The organism is Paenibacillus sp. 19GGS1-52 (assembly GCF_022369515.1).
Classification (GTDB): Bacteria; Bacillota; Bacilli; order Paenibacillales; family Paenibacillaceae; genus Paenibacillus_AQ.
In genome coordinates this window covers 600,521-619,842 of sequence record NZ_CP059724.1, presented here as the reverse complement: position 1 = coordinate 619,842, position 19,322 = coordinate 600,521, and the positions used below count along the sequence as shown (strand labels likewise).

The window sequence follows — 19,322 nt, the reverse complement described above, 5'->3', positions numbered from 1 at the left end:
GGCGATAGACGTTTCTTTGTCCATTTGTACAGATAGAAGTGTAAATTCAGATTAGTCCCTTTATTTCCCTGAAGCTCCATGCCCGGCAAAAATAAGTGTAGTCACATACTTTCGTGCATCTGCAGTAAGGAGCAGAAGTTCCACCGCGCTCTTCGCAGGTTCGGCGCGAACGAATTTAATTCTGGCACCGTCCAGATCCTCCAGGATACCGGCAATAGTATATCCTTTGAACAGTAGCCCATCAACTTCCTGCTGTTCCTTGGCAAACTCAGCGAACGCGGACATTATACCACTCCTCCACTAATTGCTGTTTTGGACGGACGAGGAGCCTCCGCTGCAAACCGTTTCCGTTGCAGGTATTTGCCGGAGCCTGCTTTGCCGACAAATTCCTTGTTGCGGATCACAAATTCACCCCGGCTCAGCACGGAGACCGGCTCACCTTTGACTTCTAAGCCTTCAAAGGCATTATAATCGACGTTCATATGATGGCTTTCGGCAGAAATTATTCTTTCTATGGACGGATCAAAGATGACGATGTCAGCGTCACTGCCTACGGCGATAGTTCCCTTTTGCGGAAACAGACCAAACAGCTTGGCACTGGAGGTTGAAATGATATCTACGAATTTATTCAATGAAATCCGACCCTTTTGCACACCTTCCGAATATAAAATGCTGAACCTGTCCTCAATGGTCGGTCCGCCGTTCGGAATTTTGGAGAAATCGCCCAGCCCAAGATCCTTCTGTCCCTTGAAGTTAAAAGAACACTGATCAGAGCCGATCGTTTGCAGACTTCCACTCCATAGTGCATCCCAGAGTACATCCTGATTCCACTGCTCACGTAGCGGTGGAGACCATACATATTTTGCACCTTCGAAGTTAGGCTTCTCTAATGCCGTCTGATCCAGCACCAAATATTGTGGGCAGGTCTCGCCGTAAATACGCAGCCCTTTTTTACGCGCTTCAGCAATCTTCCCTACTGCTTCAGCGCAGGTCACATGCACAACATACAACTGCGAATCGGTCAGCTCTGTCAAATAGGCAGCCCGGCCGGTAGCTTCGCCTTCCAGCTCCGGTGGGCGGGTTAACGCATGGTAGATAGGGTCAGTATTGCCCGCAGCTAAAGCCTGCTCTACCAAATACTCGATCACATCGCCGTTCTCGGCATGGACCATGACCAGTGCACCTTCTCTTTTGGCAACTTGCAAGGTCTTAAAGAGTGTTCCATCATCCGCTTGAAAGGTGTTCTTATAGGCCATAAACACCTTGAGCGAGGTGATGCCTTCCTTCTCGATGATCTGCGGAAGTTCCCCAAGCACCGTATCGTTCAACTCGGAGACCATAAGGTGGAAACTGTAATCAATGACAGCCTTATCCTGCGATTTATGATGCCAAGTATCCACGGCCTGTTGCAGCGGTTGGCCTTTGGTGGTCAGACAGAAATCTATAACGGTTGTCGTTCCGCCGTAAGCAGCGGCAATGGTCCCGGTCTCGAAATCATCTGCAGTAACCGTTCCGCCAAAGGGCATATCCAGATGCGTGTGCGGGTCAATGCCTCCAGGAAATACATAACACCCAGACGCATCAATAATCTCTGCACCCTCGGCCATCAGGTTGAGACCGATCTCTGTAATAATACCGTCCTCTAGGGCTACATCCCCTGTATAAGTGTCTGCTGCAGTAACAATAATTCCGTTCTTGATGATCTTCTTCATCCTTACACCACCTCCGCTTCTGAATAAGAGCCATTCAACGAGCTGATCACCTTTTGGCGCTCATTCCAAGTTAAGGGTGCAGCCCCATTTTCCAGCGGGATCATATCAATCGCACCCTCAGCCGGACAGACAATAGAACAGAGATTACAACCCACACAGTCTTCTTCACGCACCTGCAAAATAGCTTTGCCTTCGGCATTCGTTAACATATCTATACATTGATGCGAAGCATCCTCGCAAGCAATGTGGCATTTGTTGCAATTGATGCAGTTATCCTCATTAATCCGCGCTACCACTTTATAGTTGAGATCCAGATCGCCCCAATTGGAGTATCTTGACACAGACTTTCCGATCAACTCAGTCACGGAGGCTAAGCCCTTATCATCCAGATAGTTGTTCAACCCATCGATCATTTCCTCCACAATCCGGAAACCGTGATGCATAACTGCTGTACATACCTGAATACCTGTGGCACCCATCAGCATAAATTCCACCACATCCTGCCAAGTGGAAATACCGCCAATTCCAGAAATGGGTACGCCCACACCAAGATCGCGCGCACACTCTGCTACCATACTTAGTGCAATCGGCTTCACAGCAGGTCCACAATAACCGCCATGCGCCCCTTGACCCCCAACATTAGGCAGTGTATTCCAGCTATGAATATCAACGCCTGCCAGACTGTTGATCGTATTGATCATACTGATTGCATCGGCGCCGCCTTGAACAGCGCTCCGGGCAACAACCGTAATATCCGTAATGTTCGGGGTAAGCTTCACAATAACAGGTGTCGTTGCCACTTCCTTCACCCAGGTCGTCTGCGCCTGGACCAGATCGGGCTGCTGCCCTGAGGCCGCCCCCATCCCGCGTTCTGCCATACCGTGCGGACAGCCAAAGTTCAGCTCCAGCCCATCTACCCCGATAGCTTCTACACGCTTGACAATCTCATGCCATTTCTCCTGAGTGGGTTCCACCATCAGAGAAGCGATAATCGCATGATTGGGAAATTTTTTCTTCGTTTCGTATATTTCCTTCAGGTTCACCTCGAGCGGGCGATCCGTAATCAGTTCAATATTATTGAAGCCTGCTACCCGTTGACCATTGAAATGTACTGCTGCAAAACGGGAAGAGACATTAATGATCGGCTCACCGAGCGTCTTCCATACAGCACCTCCCCAACCGGCTTCAAATGCCCGCTGCACTTGATAACCTGTGTTGGTAGGTGGCGCTGAGGCCAGCCAGAACGGATTGGGTGACTTGATTCCTGCGAGATTAATACTCAAATCTGCCATTGATGTTCCCTCCCTATCATGTAAAGTCTGTATGAAGACACCAGACTTTTAAATTCATGGTCTAACTGCCTAGACTGCTGATCCAACAACGCTATCCTGCTGCCCCAAGTATTGCTTAACGATCGCATAAGCGGCTTCCTTGCCCTGCTGGGCTGCGGATACTACCATCGCTTCACCTTTGCCGGAGCCAAAGACAATATCGCCGGCAGCATAGATCTGCGGGTCGGAGGTTCTATAGGTGGCTTCGTCAATATCCACGATACCCCAGTTATGCGTAAGGCCGAGAGCATCGATCAGATCGGTGCGCCGCTTTTGTCCAATAGCCACTACTACTGCCTCTAGAGGCATGATGAACTCGGAACCCTCTACCGGCATCGGCACAAGTCTGCCGTCCTTCCCGGTCTCTCCTGTCAGCTTCATCTGTACGCATTCCAGTCCGGTCACATGGCCCAGCTCGTCGCCAACGATACGCTTAGGCAAGGTAAGCCAGCTAAATTCCACACCATCCTGTTTAGCGAATTCATATTCAAAGTCATAAGCCGTCATCTCTTCGCGGGTCCGGCGATAAACCATCTTCACATTAGAAGCTCCCAGCCTTACAGAACAGGTAGCCGCATCAATGGCCGTGTTGCCTGCACCGATGACAGCCACCCGCTGACCCATAAGCTCCAGGGTTGGAATACCTGTCTTAGTGGACTCTACCAGCTCAATTGCGTCGTACACGCCTGCCAGCTTCTCGCCCTCGATACCGATCGGAGGAACATAACCCATACCAGCCGCCAGTACAATGGCATCATAGTTAGACTTTAGCTCTTCTACAGTAATATCAATACCAACCTTCACACCTGTGCGTATCTCAACGCCCAGCTTCTCTACCTGCTCTACTTCCCAGAGTGAGATCGACTGTGGCAGTCGGAACGACACAATACCATGCGTATCGAGACCTCCAGCCAGCGATTTCGCTTCATAGATCACCACTCCAAAGCCTTCACGCGCCAGCTCTCTTGCTGCGGACAGTCCGGCTGGACCGCCACCTATAATGGCCACTTTCTTACCATTAGGCACACCCGCTTTAAATAATTGCACACCACTATTGATCGCCCAATCGGTCGCATACCGCTGCAGCAATCCAATTTGGATCGGTGCCGAAGCATCATTCAGTACACATGCTCCTTCGCATAATTCATCTGTAGGACAGACACGTGCACAGCTCGCACCTACGGGATTGGAATCCATAATGGTTTGGGCCGAACCCTTCATATTATCGGTGGCAATCCGTTTAATAAAGGAAGGAATATTAATGCTAGTCGGGCAAGCCTTAATGCAAGGAGCATCATAACAATACAAACATCGATTAGACTCTTCGATTGCACCTTTGCGGGTCAAGCCTGGCTCAGCCTCGGCAAAGTTACGCATGAACATATCTGGTGTAAATGTTGTTAATGGAGAAGTGTGATCCATCGGTTGTCCTCCTCTGGGCAAGTTACTCATGTTCGTGTTATGTTATATAATATAACATTATTACGAGAATTGCCTTAATATTTTACTTACTTCTAAGGGTTAATGTAGTAAAATAAGAATCAATACAAAAATTATAGTTAAATTCTATCTATTTAGGTCATATATCCTGACATATTATATTCAAACTATAGTCAATTCGAATTTTCGTTGCATTAGACACTTTGTCTAATTTCAAAACTGTATTTTTTACGTGTGAGAATGGGCCGAGAATGGACTAAATCCAAGGCGCCTGTGCAATAACGAAGAGCGAGGGGGGAAGAGCAATGGATTGGGAGCTAGTATTTACAATTCGCGATGCACTGAAGAGACCACTGTTTGCGGAATCGGAAGTCATCGGAGGAAAAAGCGGTCTAAACCGGGCCATTCGTTGGGTGCATGTGCTAGAGAGCGCAAGCTTCGAAAGTCTGATCCACGGGGAAGAGATGATCTTAACTACCGGGATCGGTGTAAGCATGGATCTGCCTTCTTCTTTGGCGTTCATGCAGAATCTGATCGATAAGAATGCTGCCTGCCTATGCATTGAGCTAGGTGTATATTTCAATATTGTCCCGCAAGAAATGATCGATCTGGCTAACAGTCACGATTTCCCGTTGATTATCTTCCCGCGTACCGTACGTTTTGTGGATATCACACTCGACCTGCACTCCCTTATCATCAACCGCCATCACCGGATGCTGCAGGAGCTAGAGAGCATCTCCCGCGAATTCCACCGTCTAACACTGACCTCACAAGGAACACTGAAGGTGCTGCAATTATTGTGCAAAAGCACCCGCACGCAGATTGTCTACATGCAGCTGCAAGGCAAACCGCTGTTCTTTCCAGCTATCTCGCCCGAGGAGCAAGGGCCACTGCTGAATTTCTTCGCTTCCTTCAGTGAAGAGATGGAAGGTGCTCAACCCGATGCCGCTCCTCACTTCCGTGAATACGGGAATAAGACGATCGCCGTGAAGCCTGTAGGCGCCTTGGATCAGACCTGGGCCTATATCCTGATGGTCTGTAATCACAAGCCACAGGAGTTCGACTGCATGCTGCTCGATTCAGCTTCCCTGTCTATTGCCCAGGAACTGCTGCGCACACGATATATGGAAGAGCGCAAGCTCTTTTCCGAGAATCTGTGGGTGGATGAGCTGATCAATGGCCGAATTGAAGATGACAACCGTCTCAAAAGCCTGATCGGCCCCGACTTCAATGTTGTAAATGAGTTGCCTTACCGTGTCTGCCTTATAGAGATTGAGAACCCTCGTGACGTCAAATGGAACAGCTCAGAAAACGATTGGGAGTCCATTACCTTTCACCTGTCGCTCATTCTGCGTTCCATCTTCGAGAAATATTCCCTACGTCCGCTGATCACGTTGAAAAACAACCGTTTAACCGTCATCGCATTGGATATCCAGTCCAAGCTACCTGGCAAACTCCGCTTGCAGCAGGCTTTGGATGCCTTGCAGCATATTCGTTCTGATGAGAAACTGAAGGACCTGCAGCTCATCATCGGAGTCAGCAAGTCCCAGCGGGGTCTGAAGCACGCTTATGCCGGTTATCAGGAGGCCGTTCAAGCGTTATCCCTCTACTCTTGTTACCAGAAATCCTTGCTATTCTACGAAGAGCTTGGTGTCTTTCAATTGCTCTTGAACCTGAATGACGGAAAAACTCTGGAGAACTTCATCCGCAGCTACCTCGGTCCACTGATCGATCACGATCAGTCCAAAGGCAGTGAGCTAATGCTCACCCTGCGCGTCTATCTGGACCATGACGGCTCCAAGCAGATTGCTGCCCGAAACCTGTTCATTGTCAGACAATCGCTCTATTATCGCTTGGACAAAATTACCGAACTGCTAGGCGAAGACTTCATGCTGCCCGAGAACCGCATCTCCATCCAGGTCGCACTCCGCGCTTACCAGTTCCTGTACCCTGAGAAATTCACTTTGCCCAGCTCCCGTTCAGCACAGATTTAAAGGTATCTACGATAAACTGCACATCTTCATCGGTGGAGGATAGCGGCGGAGCGAAGGTAAGTACATTATTGAAGCCCGCTACTGTATCTCCATTCTTGCCGATAATAAGCCCCTTCGATTTGCACTCGGCAATAATCCCTTTAACTGTGCCCAGATCAGCAGGCTTCTTGCTCACTTTATCTTCAACCAGCTCGATGCCAATCACCAGCCCGAAGCGGCGAATATCGCCAACAAGCTTGTGACCGAGCAGCTCGGAGAATTCACTATATATTCTTTCGCCGAGGATATCCGCACGTTCCACCAGATTCTCCTGCTCAAGAATTTCGAGGTTGCGCAGAGCAAGTGCACATGCCGCCGGATTGCCCCCGAACGTATTCACATGACGGAAGTGCCCATAGTCATCACTGTTATCCTTAAAAGCCTCATAAATATCCTTGCGGACTGCAGTTGCAGACAATGGAAGGTAGGCGCTGGTCAGTCCTTTAGCCATGGTCACAATATCAGGCTTCACATTGTAATTATGGTGTCCGAAGTTGCGCCCGGAGCGCCCGAACCCGCAGATCACTTCATCAATAATGAGCAGCACACCATGTTTGGTACAGATTTCTTGGACCCGATCCAGATAAATCTGATGAGGGACGATCACACCACCGCCCGTAATCACAGGTTCCATAATCACTGCCGCCACCGTTTCTACGCCCTCCCAGACAATTGTATCCTCTATCGACTGCGCACATTGGAGATTGAATTCCTCAACAGTCATGCCTGCCGGACGGCGGTAGCTGTCTGGTGGAGCAACATGCAGAAAACCGCCAGCGAGTGGTTCGTATTTATATTTACGCTGAGCCTGGCCTGTTGCCGAGAGGGAACCGAGCGTACTGCCGTGATAGCCGCGGTAGCGGGCAATGAACTTGTGCCGGTAATGCTGGCCGATCTGCTGCTGATATTGGCGCGCCATTTTAAAAGCTGCTTCATTCGCTTCCGAGCCACTGTTGGAGAAGAAGATTACATAGTCGTCTCCCAGCCACTCATTCAGCTTCTCCGCCAGTGCAATCGCAGGCAAGTGACTCTGCGTCAGCGGGAAATATGGCAAGGTCAGCAACTGATTATAAGCCGCTTCCGCCAGTTCCTTACGGCCATAACCGACATTCACACACCATAATCCGGACATGCCATCCAGAAATTTATCACCATTAATATCTGTCACCCACGAGCCGCTTGCCGAAGTGGCAATCATCGGCGGATTGGTTTCACTGTAAGGTGTAATATTGTGCCATAAATATTGCTGATCCTTCTTAATGGCAAGTTCGCTATCCGTCCCCAGGTTGAGCACAGCACTCTCTCCTCTCAAACTCCTATATCTGCCTAGTAACGGGCAGTAATCATCTTTTTGCGGGTATAAAATTCAACACCATCGCGACCATTAGCATGCAGATCACCATAGAACGATTTCTTGTAGCCCGAGAAGGGAAAAAAGGCCATAGGTGCAGGAACACCCAGATTCACACCCAGCATCCCCGCGTCGATCTCCTCGCGGAACTCCCGGATCGCCTTGGCACTATCTGTATAGATACAGGCTCCGTTCGCGAATGGCGATTGATTCGTTACCGCAATCGCTTCACCCAGATCCTTGACACGAATCACCGCCAGCACCGGTGCGAAGATCTCATCACGCCAAATCGTCATCCCCGGTTGTACATGATCGAAGATTGTAGGCCCGATAAAATACCCTGCCCCAGCTACCGCTTCATCTTCCCTTCCATCTCTTACCAGCAGAGCGTCCTCACGTTCGCCTGTCTCAATGTAAGAGAGTGTGCGTTCCTTATTGGACTGGCGGATCACCGGCCCCAGAAACACGCCTTTATCCATGCCATTGCCAATCTTGAGTTCATCTGCAGCAGACTTCAGACGAACCACTAGCTCGTCAGCGATATCCTCATGCACAACAACCACCGAACAAGCCATACAACGTTCACCTGCAGAGCCGAAAGCGGCGGAAATAATATTTTTCACCGCATTCTCGAGATCAGCATCGGGAAGTACAATAGAATGATTCTTGGCTCCAGCTAACGCTTGAACACGTTTACCCTGCGATGTTCCATGCTTATATACATACTCCGCAACCGGTTGTGAGCCCACAAAGGAGATGGCCTTCACATCCTCATTCTCCAGCATTCCATTCACAACATCATGCGCCCCGTGGACCACATTCAGGACACCAGGCGGAAAACCTGCCTCCGCGAATAGTTCTGCCAGCCGATTTACCAAGAGCGGTGTACGTTCTGAAGGCTTCAGCACAAAGGTATTTCCGCAGGCAATGGCCAGTGGAAACATCCAGCACGGCACCATCATTGGGAAATTAAACGGCGCAATCCCACCAATCACACCCAAGGGGTAGCGGTACATCCCGGATTCAACTCCGGTGGCAATGTCCGGCAGTTGGCTACCCATCATCAGAGTAGGAATACCTGCGGCAAATTCAACACATTCAATACCGCGCAGCACCTCGCCCTGCGCTTCTTCCAAGCTTTTGCCATTCTCCAGCGTAATCAGCGCTGCCAGCTCGTTCCAGTGCTGCACCAACAGCTGCTGATACTGGAAGAAATAACGCGCGCGCCGGGGTACGGCTATTCTTTTCCACGACTGATAAGCCAGTGCAGCAACTTCTACCGCGGCATCCAGCTCTTCCCGACTGGAGATGGGTACATAAGCAATAACTTCACCAGTTGCCGGATTAAACACTTCCTCATCCCGTCCAGACGAAGATTCTACCCAGACTCCATTCACGAAATTCTTAACCCTTTCGGTCTGCGTCACCAATAGGGACATAGTCCGCACCTCTTTCTATATTCTGAGAAGCCTGATAAGCCACCAAACTTCTGGAATGGACTGATTATAATAGATGACCGCCAAAACCGGCGGCCATCCCTTATGCCTATGAGCGAAACCCTTTATTTAGCCGCCATCTCTACAATTTCATTCGTATAGGCTTCATCCACATTCGAAGCCTTTTTAATTACACCAAACTGGAGAGCAATGTCTGCAGTCTGCTTAAATGCAGCAGCATCGGTATAGCCCATCTTGGCACTGTCAAAGCCTTCTGGCAAAATCAACTTAGCGACTTCATTCATCATGGTCAACTGATGCTCTTTCGTCGTGCTACCTGCTTCAGCTAGCTTCATTACACTGTCCACAGCCGCTGCCGGATCGGCGATGGCATCTTTCCAGCCTTTCAGGGATGCACGGACAAACTTCGCAGCCGTCTCTTTGTTGGCAGCAAGCCATTCCTTATTGGCGAACAGATTATCCTCCAACATAGCGACACCTTCGTCATTCATATCAATGACATTCAGGTCTTCAGCCTTGATGCCAGACTCAAGTACGATCTGATATTCGTTATAGGTCATTGCCGAAGCTACATCAATGTCGCCACCCAGGAACTGGTCCATCGTGAAGCCTTGTTTTGTAAACTTGATATCTTTATTGGAATCCAGCTTGTATTTATCAAAGAGAGCCAGAATTTCAAACTCATTGCCGCCCATCCAGTTGCCGACTTTTTTGCCTTTCAGGTCAGCAGGTGTACTGATGCCAGTAGCCTTCTTGGAAACCAGGACAAGTCCACTCTTTTGGAAGATTTGAGCGATCTGTACCAGCGGCATCTCTTGTTCTTGGCTGGTCAGCAAGCTCGCAACCCAGTCCACACCGATGTCTGCAGATCCGCCCGCCACCTGTTGTTCAGGTACGATATCCGGACCGCCGGGCAAGATTTCTACATTAAGCCCTTCATCCTTGTAATAACCTTTATCCTGAGCGACAAAATAACCAGCGAATTGCGCCTGTGGCACCCATTTCAGCTGCAGCTTAACCGTCACTGGATCAGCCGCAGGTTCAGTCGTTGGCGCCGCAGTAGGTTCAGTAGTAGCATTCGCTGCCGGAGCAGCCGTAGCTTCAGCCGCCGAATTGTTATTATTTCCTCCACAACCTGCCATCAAAGAGACCACCAATATCATTGTTACCGCCAACAGCCCACCACGAAAATTTCTTTTTTTCCCGTTCATCAATCGAACTCCCCCTACCGTAAATTTAAGTGTGTAATGATGAAAGCACAGTATGGTTACCATCGTGGTGATCTATGCATACGGCTGTGGGAGGTTTCTCTATTCCCTATCCACTGTGACCGGATGTAATAAGGTTATGGATTTATGCCCGCTGAGACGGGTGCCATTTAATAAACACTTTCTCCAGCCGTTCAACGATCAGGTAGAAGATTACTCCGGCAATAGCGGCTAGAACGATGCAAGACCAGCCGAGCGGCATTTTGGCTACTTTGATGGAGTTGGAGAGCAAATACCCAAGACCGCGTGAAGAGAAGAAGAACTCTCCAACAATGGCCCCGATCATACTGGCTGTAGCATTAATCTTCAATGCCGTGAAGACATAAGGAAGACTGTTCTGAATACGCAAGTAGCGGAACACTGCCGGTTTATTCGCAGCGTAGGAATGCATTAGGTCAAGAGCCAGCGGATCAACAGCCGCCATCCCTTTGTAAGCATTAATTGCCATCGCAGCCATGGTTGTTGCGGTTACTATTGCCACTCTCGACCCAATCCCGTCCCCGAACCACAGGTTCATAATGGGGGCCAGTGCAACGATAGGCACGGCATTCAACGCCGCGACCATTGTCAGGCTGCCACCTCCCCAACGGGGCCAAGCTGTAGCTGCCAAAGCAATCAGGAAGCCACAGGTGGAACCGACCAGCATTCCCAGTACAGCTTCTGTTAGCGTGTAACCCGTAAAGGATAACAGCAAGCTAAAATTTTCCCTCATCGCCGCCGCTATTGTTGACGGTATAGGCAACTGATATTTCTTCAGATCAAAAATTTTATGAAAGATTTGCTCCTCCCACAAGACAAGAAACAGAATGCCAGCGAGCAAAGGTAAAATCACACCGGTGTTCAGCCATTTCAAGGGACGCCGCGTTTTCCCTTGTTTATCAGGACCTGCGGCAAGCCCCGGCCCCATAGAATGCTTCTCATTCGCAGTTACGGAGGGAGTATGCAGCACCTCTTTACCGGAAGCAGCTAGAAGTGAGGATTCCCGTACAGCATTGCTTTCCATTAGTGGCTACCTCCTTTCGGGCGGAATTCCGGCTGCCAAGGTGCCACCAGACGTTCTATTAAAGTCATCAGTCCATAGCTCACAATACCGAGCAAAGCACTTACAATCACCGTAGACCAGAACATGTAGGTATTAGAAGGACCATAATAGAGATTGCGCAGCATAATGACACCAATCCCATGCTGTGCACCCATGAGTTCCACCAGAATTGCACCTGTTACAGCGAGCGGAGCAGCAATCTTGAGTCCACTGAACAAACCAGGCAATGCAGCAGGAAAACGTAGCTTCCAGTAAACTGCCCAAGGTTTGGCGGCATAAGAGTGCATTAATTCCAGCGCGGAGAGATCAACACTGCGCAAACCACGCAGCATATTAAGGGAAACCGGGAAGAACGTGATATATCCGGAGATAATGACCCGCGAGATTTGCTCGTCACGCACAATGCCGTAAATAATTGGCGCAAGACCGAGTATCGGAATCATTTGTGAGGCAACGGCATAAGGAAAGGTCAACTGTTCTATCGTCTTGGACAGACTCATCAGTACGGCTAGCACAACGCCAGCCACAGCACCGATTAAGAACCCGACTCCAGCATTGCCGAAGGTGGCTGAACCTTCCTTCAGCAGCGTACCTCCATACTTCCAGAGGGTAGATATTACTTCATGAACATAAGGCAGCTTGGACTGAGCCAGCGGGGCTTTCGCCACATGCAGCAACATCCAGGATGCCGCCTCCCATAATATAAGCAGTCCAAATACCCAAACCAAGAGCGGCAGTACACGGTCCCGCAAAAATACACTGTTGCCCTTCATCCTTACACCCCTTCGAAACTGTCGCGAATACGCGCGATCAGTTCGAAAAACTGCGGGCTGTTTCTCATCTCCGCCGTACGCGGACGCGGCAGAGGAATATCTACAATCGCAGACAATCGTCCCGGATGAGGGGAAAGCACGAAGACCCGATCCGATAGAAAAATAGATTCAGGAATACTGTGCGTTACAAATACGATCGTGCTCTTCACCTTGGACCAGACAGACAACAGCTCTTCATTCAAGCGTTCACGTGTAAATTCATCAAGCGCGGAGAACGGTTCATCCATTAGTAGTATTTCCGGCTCCATCGACAGTGCTCTGGCGATAGCTACCCGCTGCTGCATGCCTCCACTTAGCTGCCATGGATACTTGTCCGCGAAGCCTTGCAAACCCACCAGTTCCAGTAGTTCCATCGCTTTGTCCTCGCGGATAGACTTCTTCACTCCCAACAGCTCAAGTGGCAAGGTGATATTATGCTTCACCTTCCGCCAGTCGTATAACACTGGACTCTGGAATACAATTCCATACTTCTGAGCTAGCCTGGCTTCTCGTGCGCTTTTGCCAGCCACGGTAATGTTGCCGCCAGTTGGTGTTATAAGATCTGCCATCAGTCTGAGCAGCGTTGTTTTGCCGCAACCGGAAGGCCCGAGCAGAGAGACAAACTCTCCCTTCGCGATATCAAGACTCACATTATGCAGTGCAAGCACATCAGCCGTATCAGTCTGATAGCGCATCTCAACATTTTCCAGTAGTATTTCAGGAATTTTAGTCGCTAATAATGACATTCCAAAGCCCTCCTCGATTCCCGAATAAATTACTTAATGTTATATAACATAACATATATGAGTGTCATTCGATACATATTCTTCTTCGATGTAGTATTAACTAACATGTTACACTTTGCTCTTCAGACTCACACTAGACAAATAGTAAAATAGCTCTCGTGAAATTCCGTCATTTTGTCTAGGGTTGCGCTTTTATTGTTAAGAATTGTGATTTCTGCCGATAAAGATGTAATGTATTGAGCACTGTGATAATATTCCACTACATCTTTCCTTAAGTAGGAGACCATAAGTTTATGTTTGATACTCTAATCTCGAATTATATTGTAATCGTTACTATATCCGGTGTGCTGAGTGCCCTGCTTGCCCTCTTCGCCTACTATAAAGAAACGGATTTTGCCGGAATCAAGGCTTTTATACTGAGCTCCTGGGCTTCTGCCATATACACGTTTGGCTTTGCGCTAGAGTTGTCGGGAAATACACTGCAGGAAATAAGCCTTTGGATTAAGGTGGAGTATCTGGGTCTACCCTTCATTGCACCGGCGAGTCTGATTATGGTACTGCACTTTGTGGGACTGGAGAGGTTGATCAAAAGAGGGATGCGGAGCGTGTTATTTGCGATTCCATTAATCACAACATTGATGGTATGGACTAACGAATACCACCATTTATTTTACCAATCCATTTATTTACGTCAGGGCACTCCCTCTCCACTTGTTGATGTGATAATAGGCCCTTGGTATATTGTGCATGGCAGCTTCACCTTTGGCTGTTTGTTCACGGCAATTTGTCTTATTCTTTGGCAATGGAATCGGATGAAACGGGTATACCGCAGACAATTAACGACTTTTCTCATCGGTCTTTGCATGCCCACTCTGGGTTCCTTTTTGTATCTGATAGGCAAAACTCCATATGGCATGGATCCTGTACCGGTAATTATGAGTTTGACCTCTCTACTGTATATTTGGGCAATTCTCTCTAGAGGAATGCTGACCGCTGCTCCTATTGCCCGTGAGAATCTATTCGAGAGCATGCGAGACGGCGTACTGGTCACAGACCTGTCCGATATGCTCGTCGACTATAATCGGGCCGCCGCAGAAATGATGCAGGGCCTTGACTCCGCAGCGATCGGTAAACCACTAGCCCAGCTGTTTCTTCCCGCAGGCAAAGAGGCGGTCTCATATGTGATGGATTCTGATCCACTTCAACACGAAGAACGGGAAGTGCCTTGGCTCAAGGGTACCGAGGTCTGCTATTATCAGGTTCGTTCCTCACCGGTGATGAAGCAGGGTGACCACTTAGCGGGTCGGATGATTATGCTGATTGATGTGACCGAGCGGACATTGCTTCAGGAGAAGCTACAGCAGTTGGCTACGATCGACAGCCTTACAGGCATTTATAACCGGACTCATTTTCTGGAAATGAGCAACGACCTGCTCACACAATCTGTAGACAACAAGACTCCATTCTCGATTATTTTGCTTGATATTGACTTCTTTAAAGGTATCAATGATCGCTATGGTCATGAATATGGAGATATAGCACTTCAACATATTGTTGAGATCTGCAGCAGGAATTTACGGGATGGGGATATATTCGGCCGTTATGGCGGCGAGGAGTTTGTGATGAGTCTGCCCAACACCACGCTTACGCAGGCTGGGCAGCTGTCTGATATCATCCGGGCTGATATTGAGCAGAGCGGTCTGCATACTCTGGTTGGCTCCATTAAAGTAACAGCCAGTTTTGGAGTAGTTGAAGCTGTCAGCCGCGATACTTCACTCGAAGAACTGCTTTCAGAGGCCGACCACGCGCTCTACACCTCCAAACGGAGCGGGCGCAACACGGTGCATCTGTCGAAAGGCTCTAAGATTGCTCCGTTCAAAACGATATAACTGCAGGTTTATAATACAATAATTCAAAAGAATTGGTCGACAGGGTCATTTGCGAGTCTGTAAAATATATTGTGCAACCTCTCAAACCCATTAAATGGAAGTAAGAGGAAGGCTGGGGAGAACACATGGGACTTTGGACAAAACAGCAACTGATGGTTTTTATTAAGACGGTTTGTCAAGCTAAGTGCGACACCTGTTCCATAAAAGGTTCGTGAGCAGACTTCCAACCTAGACATTTTCGAGGACGGTCGTTAATGAGGCGAATTGCATTCGCCAGATCTTCATCCGTGACCCCTGTGAAGTCATGCTCCTTGGGGAACAACTCCCGTAGAAGCCCGTTTCCGTTTTCATTCGACCCGCGTTGCCAAGAAGAATAAGGGTCTTCGAAGTAGACCTTTATCGTATGAACGTTCTCTAGGGCGGTATAACAGGCAAATTCCTTCCTCGATCCGTTGTAGCACTCTGAAAAGTTGCATGCGGATATTACCAAAGGCAGTCTCCATGGAGTGAGCGGTGCGGTCTGGCATCTTTATGGCTACGTACATTCTTGTCTTCCGTTCAATAAAAGTAGCCGCACAAACCTTGCTTTTACCACGACTAGAAACCACCGTATCGAGCTCCCAATGATCAAAAGTTTCCCGTTTACGAACCTCTTTTGGGCGCTGATTGGTGGGGGTTCCAACGAGGAATCGCCCTCGTGTTTCCACGGGTTTACGCCGTTTCCCTTTGTGGCGTAGGGGCGTGACTTCCCCAGCTACAAGAAGGTCAGCATAGAGCCATCTATAAATCGTCTTTAAGCACACAAAAGTCTTACCGCCTACCCTTCGCTTCTCTGCGATCTGCTCGGGGGACCACGTTTGTCGTAGCTTCTCCTAAAGTTCCTCAGCAAGTAAAGCAGTGAACTTTCCGGTAGGTACGCTGGAGAATCTGCGCTGTTGATAGGCTCTTTGAGCAGGTAGAGCATTCAAATATGACCTTTTGATTTCACGGGCAATGGTGCTATGATGGGGATTGAGCTGACGGCTGATTTCCCGAGCTGACCAGTCCAGCCGATGCAAGGCCTCTAGTTGTCCACGCTCGACTATGCTAAGATGACTGTAACCCATGGTGTGATTCTCCTTGTGTGAATGGTGTGTGGTAGCTTCATTCTACACGAATCTCCCATGGGCTTTCTCTGTTTACCTGTCGCACTTCATTTTACAATCCGTCTTAAGGAAAACAACTTGGTCAGCGCAAAAGATGCGCAAAATGCCTTAAAGGATTTATTTGCTGAGACGATTCAGGAGATGCTAGAAGCCGAATGGATACCCATCTGGGTTATGGAAAGTATGAAGTGAAGGCGAAACTCACTCCAAACAGTCGCAATGGAAAAAGCCGAAAAACCGTAGTCAGTGAGTACGGCGAACAGGAAATCATTATCCCTCGAGACCATTTAGGCGAGTTTGAGCCTTTGGTGGTCAAGAAGCATCAATCGAATGTAACGGGCATCGAGGAGCAGATTGTGGCGCTCTATGCCAATGGCGTCAGCACGAGAGATATCCAAGATCATCTACAGCATATGTACGGGATTGAGGTCTCGCCCACACTCATTTCCAATGTTACCAACAAGATTGTTCCCCTCATTAAAGAGTGGCAGAATCGCCCCTTACAAGGTGTCTACGCAGTAGTCTAGCTGGATGCCATCCACTTCAAAGTCAAGCAGGACGGGGCTATTATCAACAAAGCAGCCTACATGGTCATTGGCATCGATCTGGATGGAAACAAGGATGTGCTGGGCATATGGATTGGCGAGAACAAATCCTCCAAGTACAGGCTTAGTGTCCTGAATGAACTGAAGAATCGGGGAGTTCAAGACATCCTCATCATCTGTGTGGACAACCTGTCGGGGTTCTCTCAAGCGATTGCGGCCTGCTACCCCCAAACAGAAATCCAGAAGTGCATTATTCACCAAATCCGCAGTTCCACACGGTACGTTTCGTACAAGGATCTGAAGAAGGTCACTGCCGATTTAAAGCCCATTTACAAGGCCGCTACCGAAGAAGGAGCCTTACTTGAACTCGACCGTTTTGAAGAGATGTAGGGAACCAAATACCCGCTCTTCCTCCGTTCCTGGCGGAATAATTGGGACGAATTAGCAACCTTTTTCAAGTACCCACCTGAGATCCGCAAGCTCATCTACACGACAAACATGATTGAGAGTTACCACCGCCAGCTACGTAAAGTGACGAAGGGAAAAAGTATCTTCCCCACGGATGAGGCGCTGCTAAAAATGCTCTATCTCGCCAGCGTCGACGTGACTCGCAAATGGACGGGGCGCGTTCAAAACTGGGGGCAAATGCTCCTTCAGCTTTCGGTATTTTTCCCGGATCGGGTCGGTCAACACTTGCGATAAATCGCGACTCCCCCTCGGGGGAATCTGTGCTTAAAAGAGTTTACACAGAATTATTGACAGACCCTCATTTGCCATTCCCAGGTAGTTTTCTTGATCCTTAACCTCAGTACCGTTATGCACTTTTCGCCCTTGATCAACATCTATGCTCCTCCATCTTCTATTAAATTTCGACTCTCTCTAAACCATTCGAATGCTTTGTGAGTCCCTCAATACATTCGCCAGTAGAAGATAAAAACACTATGATCCATTCTTTCTTTTGAATAGTAGTGCGTAAGTCTTCCCTTACTTCTTTATTCATAAGCACACCTCTAAACTCTTTAAACCATTATAGGAATAATATAAAAGGAACTATAATTAGAACTCCACCCATTAATATATCTAATTTATAATATGTACATATTGTGAAAAATAAATATTTAAATACATAATTCGACATTATTAAACATTATATATATTAAATAGATAATTAACGTCATTTTATAACAAAAAATTAAAATAAAGAACTATATTAAAAATAATCCATATATGATATAAAGTACCTTGTAATAATATCCCATACCTTGAGGAGTGTATTTTTTTGTTAAAAAAATTTTTAAGAGTTTCTGTAGCCGCAGCTTTACTAGTATCTGTTTCCCCTATTAATGTATTTGCAACTGAGAGAGCTTCTAATGACTTTGAAGCTTACAGAGCTGATGCTATTAATCAAGAATTACTTCAACAAGGTTATTTTGGTCAAAATTCTGCAAGGTCATCACTGTCGAGCACGATTGACAAAGTTACTAATCAACATATTGAACAGCTTCAAAATGCTGAAATAGTCATTATGAATTTTGATGAATTAGGAACACTTGCTTCTGCTGAAAGCTCTGAAAGTGGGGAAGTCACTAATCGATTTGTCAAAGAGACACGAGAAAACGATAGCGATACTCAAGAATTAGAGTTAGAAAAGGGGATAGGGACATTAACTAGTAAATCATCATTTGGGGAAACATCACTTGCTACTAATTCTAATGCTTCAATTCAATCTATACTCGGTGATACGTCTCCAGCACCTGCTGGGTCAGATACTGGCGCTTTTCATAGATTAGTAACTCCAGCGAGCACTAGCGCCTTGAATTATACAGGTGGTGTCGCAGACGATGTTACTCTACCTGGCTTTAACTTTGCTAATACGAATGGTGAATCCGCATATATGTACACAGGGATTGATCAAGATGGTGTTGGAATAGCTGAAGTTGGTTTTGGTACATACAATGGATCAGGAGGACAAGGATGGTTCCCACTTTTCCATGCAAGAGCTACTCATGTTGTAACTCAACAACCAGGAACTGTAGCTAATGATGCAGAATATTATTTTGATTATACGAAAAACTATGGATCTGGAAATAAAACTATTACTGGATATAAGGTTTATTACAAAACGGGAGATCAATATCTAACTATTACTTATCAATTAGGTTATAACACAATATACATTGTTCGGTTTAACGGTTACGATTCAAATAATAAAGCTGTTAAACGTGTTACCGCTATCGCTATGCCAAAGGGAACTGCAGGAAAATTCAAAAATGGATTCACCTCTTATGCCAATTGGGGGAATTATAGATTCTTAAAACAAAATGGAAGCGATTTTGTTTATCCAGGCGTTGTAAGTGGGTTAGTTGAAAATACATGGAGTCACGGCGGCGTAATAGATTATATTAAAAATGTAATAAGCACAACAGACAGAGACGAGCAATACAAAATTTATTAAAATATATTTTCTCTGTAGTTGCAGAAAAGGTATTTCTGCAACTTTTTTTTTATTACAACGTCTTTATAAATGATTACAAAATTGTATAAAAGGGGA

Annotated in this window: 13 protein-coding genes and 2 pseudogenes; 4 read left to right on the top strand and 11 right to left on the bottom strand. The window is 47.5% G+C overall.

The genetic code is table 11. The features are described 5' to 3' along the window. Window positions 1-60: 60 nt before the first annotated feature. The 4 genes from H1230_RS02885 to H1230_RS02870 all read right to left on the bottom strand — a co-directional run bounded on the left by H1230_RS02885 (window position 61) and on the right by H1230_RS02870 (window position 4,465). On the bottom strand, window positions 61-285 hold the full coding sequence (locus H1230_RS02885; protein ID WP_239714145.1) for a hypothetical protein: 225 nt from the start codon (window positions 283-285) through the stop codon (window positions 61-63). After that, window positions 285-1,712 (bottom strand): dihydropyrimidinase, encoded by a 1,428-nt coding sequence (gene hydA, locus H1230_RS02880; RefSeq protein ID WP_239714144.1) that lies wholly within the window; start codon window positions 1,710-1,712, stop codon window positions 285-287. The genes H1230_RS02885 and hydA overlap by 1 nt, the downstream gene beginning before the upstream one ends. Window positions 1,713-1,714: 2 nt before the next feature. Then, window positions 1,715-3,004 carry an NAD-dependent dihydropyrimidine dehydrogenase subunit PreA gene (preA, locus tag H1230_RS02875; RefSeq protein WP_239714143.1) on the bottom strand — a complete coding sequence of 430 codons (1,290 nt, stop codon included), beginning with the start codon at window positions 3,002-3,004 and terminating at the stop codon, window positions 1,715-1,717. Window positions 3,005-3,073: 69 nt separating this feature from the next. Next, window positions 3,074-4,465, bottom strand: coding sequence for an NAD(P)-dependent oxidoreductase (locus H1230_RS02870; protein ID WP_239714142.1), 1,392 nt, complete (start codon window positions 4,463-4,465; stop codon window positions 3,074-3,076). Window positions 4,466-4,788: 323 nt separating this feature from the next. Here H1230_RS02870 and H1230_RS02865 point away from each other — a divergent pair, with 323 nt between their 5' ends. Continuing rightward, window positions 4,789-6,477, top strand: a complete 1,689-nt coding sequence (locus H1230_RS02865) for a PucR family transcriptional regulator (RefSeq protein WP_239714141.1) — start codon at window positions 4,789-4,791, stop codon at window positions 6,475-6,477. On the opposite strand, the gene H1230_RS02860 is transcribed toward H1230_RS02865, so the two are convergent. The 6 genes from H1230_RS02860 to H1230_RS02835 form a co-directional block, all read right to left on the bottom strand. Further along, window positions 6,443-7,810, bottom strand: a complete 1,368-nt coding sequence (locus tag H1230_RS02860) for an aspartate aminotransferase family protein (RefSeq protein ID WP_239714140.1) — start codon at window positions 7,808-7,810, stop codon at window positions 6,443-6,445. The genes H1230_RS02865 and H1230_RS02860 overlap by 35 nt on opposite strands. 32 nt (window positions 7,811-7,842) lie before the next feature. Next, window positions 7,843-9,306: a CoA-acylating methylmalonate-semialdehyde dehydrogenase gene (locus tag H1230_RS02855; RefSeq protein WP_275591091.1), complete on the bottom strand. Its 1,464-nt coding sequence runs from the start codon at window positions 9,304-9,306 to the stop codon at window positions 7,843-7,845. 122 nt (window positions 9,307-9,428) lie between these two features. Beyond that, complete coding sequence (locus H1230_RS02850; protein ID WP_239714139.1) at window positions 9,429-10,535, bottom strand: ABC transporter substrate-binding protein; 1,107 nt, start codon at window positions 10,533-10,535, stop codon at window positions 9,429-9,431. Between the two features lie 142 nt (window positions 10,536-10,677). Next, a complete protein-coding gene (locus H1230_RS02845) occupies window positions 10,678-11,595 on the bottom strand; it encodes an ABC transporter permease (RefSeq protein WP_239714138.1) in 918 nt (305 codons plus the stop codon). Next, window positions 11,595-12,407 (bottom strand): ABC transporter permease, encoded by an 813-nt coding sequence (locus H1230_RS02840; RefSeq protein ID WP_239714137.1) that lies wholly within the window; start codon window positions 12,405-12,407, stop codon window positions 11,595-11,597. Before H1230_RS02840 ends, H1230_RS02845 begins: the two co-directional genes overlap by 1 nt. A gap of 2 nt (window positions 12,408-12,409) precedes the next feature. Then, window positions 12,410-13,192: an ABC transporter ATP-binding protein gene (locus H1230_RS02835; RefSeq protein WP_239714136.1), complete on the bottom strand. Its 783-nt coding sequence runs from the start codon at window positions 13,190-13,192 to the stop codon at window positions 12,410-12,412. 293 nt (window positions 13,193-13,485) lie between these two features. Here H1230_RS02835 and H1230_RS02830 point away from each other — a divergent pair, with 293 nt between their 5' ends. After that, window positions 13,486-15,081 (top strand): histidine kinase N-terminal 7TM domain-containing diguanylate cyclase, encoded by a 1,596-nt coding sequence (locus H1230_RS02830; protein WP_239714135.1) that lies wholly within the window; start codon window positions 13,486-13,488, stop codon window positions 15,079-15,081. A 175-nt stretch (window positions 15,082-15,256) separates the two neighbouring features. Here H1230_RS02830 and H1230_RS02825 read toward each other — a convergent pair. After that, window positions 15,257-16,187, bottom strand: a pseudogene (locus H1230_RS02825) (IS30 family transposase). 57 nt (window positions 16,188-16,244) lie between these two features. Here H1230_RS02825 and H1230_RS02815 point away from each other — a divergent pair. Together H1230_RS02815 and H1230_RS02810 are read left to right on the top strand one after the other, a co-directional pair. Further along, window positions 16,245-17,473 (top strand): annotated as a pseudogene (locus tag H1230_RS02815) (IS256 family transposase). A gap of 577 nt (window positions 17,474-18,050) precedes the next feature. Further along, window positions 18,051-19,226 carry a hypothetical protein gene (locus H1230_RS02810; RefSeq protein WP_239714133.1) on the top strand — a complete coding sequence of 392 codons (1,176 nt, stop codon included), beginning with the start codon at window positions 18,051-18,053 and terminating at the stop codon, window positions 19,224-19,226. The last annotated feature ends 96 nt before the right edge of the window (window positions 19,227-19,322 follow it).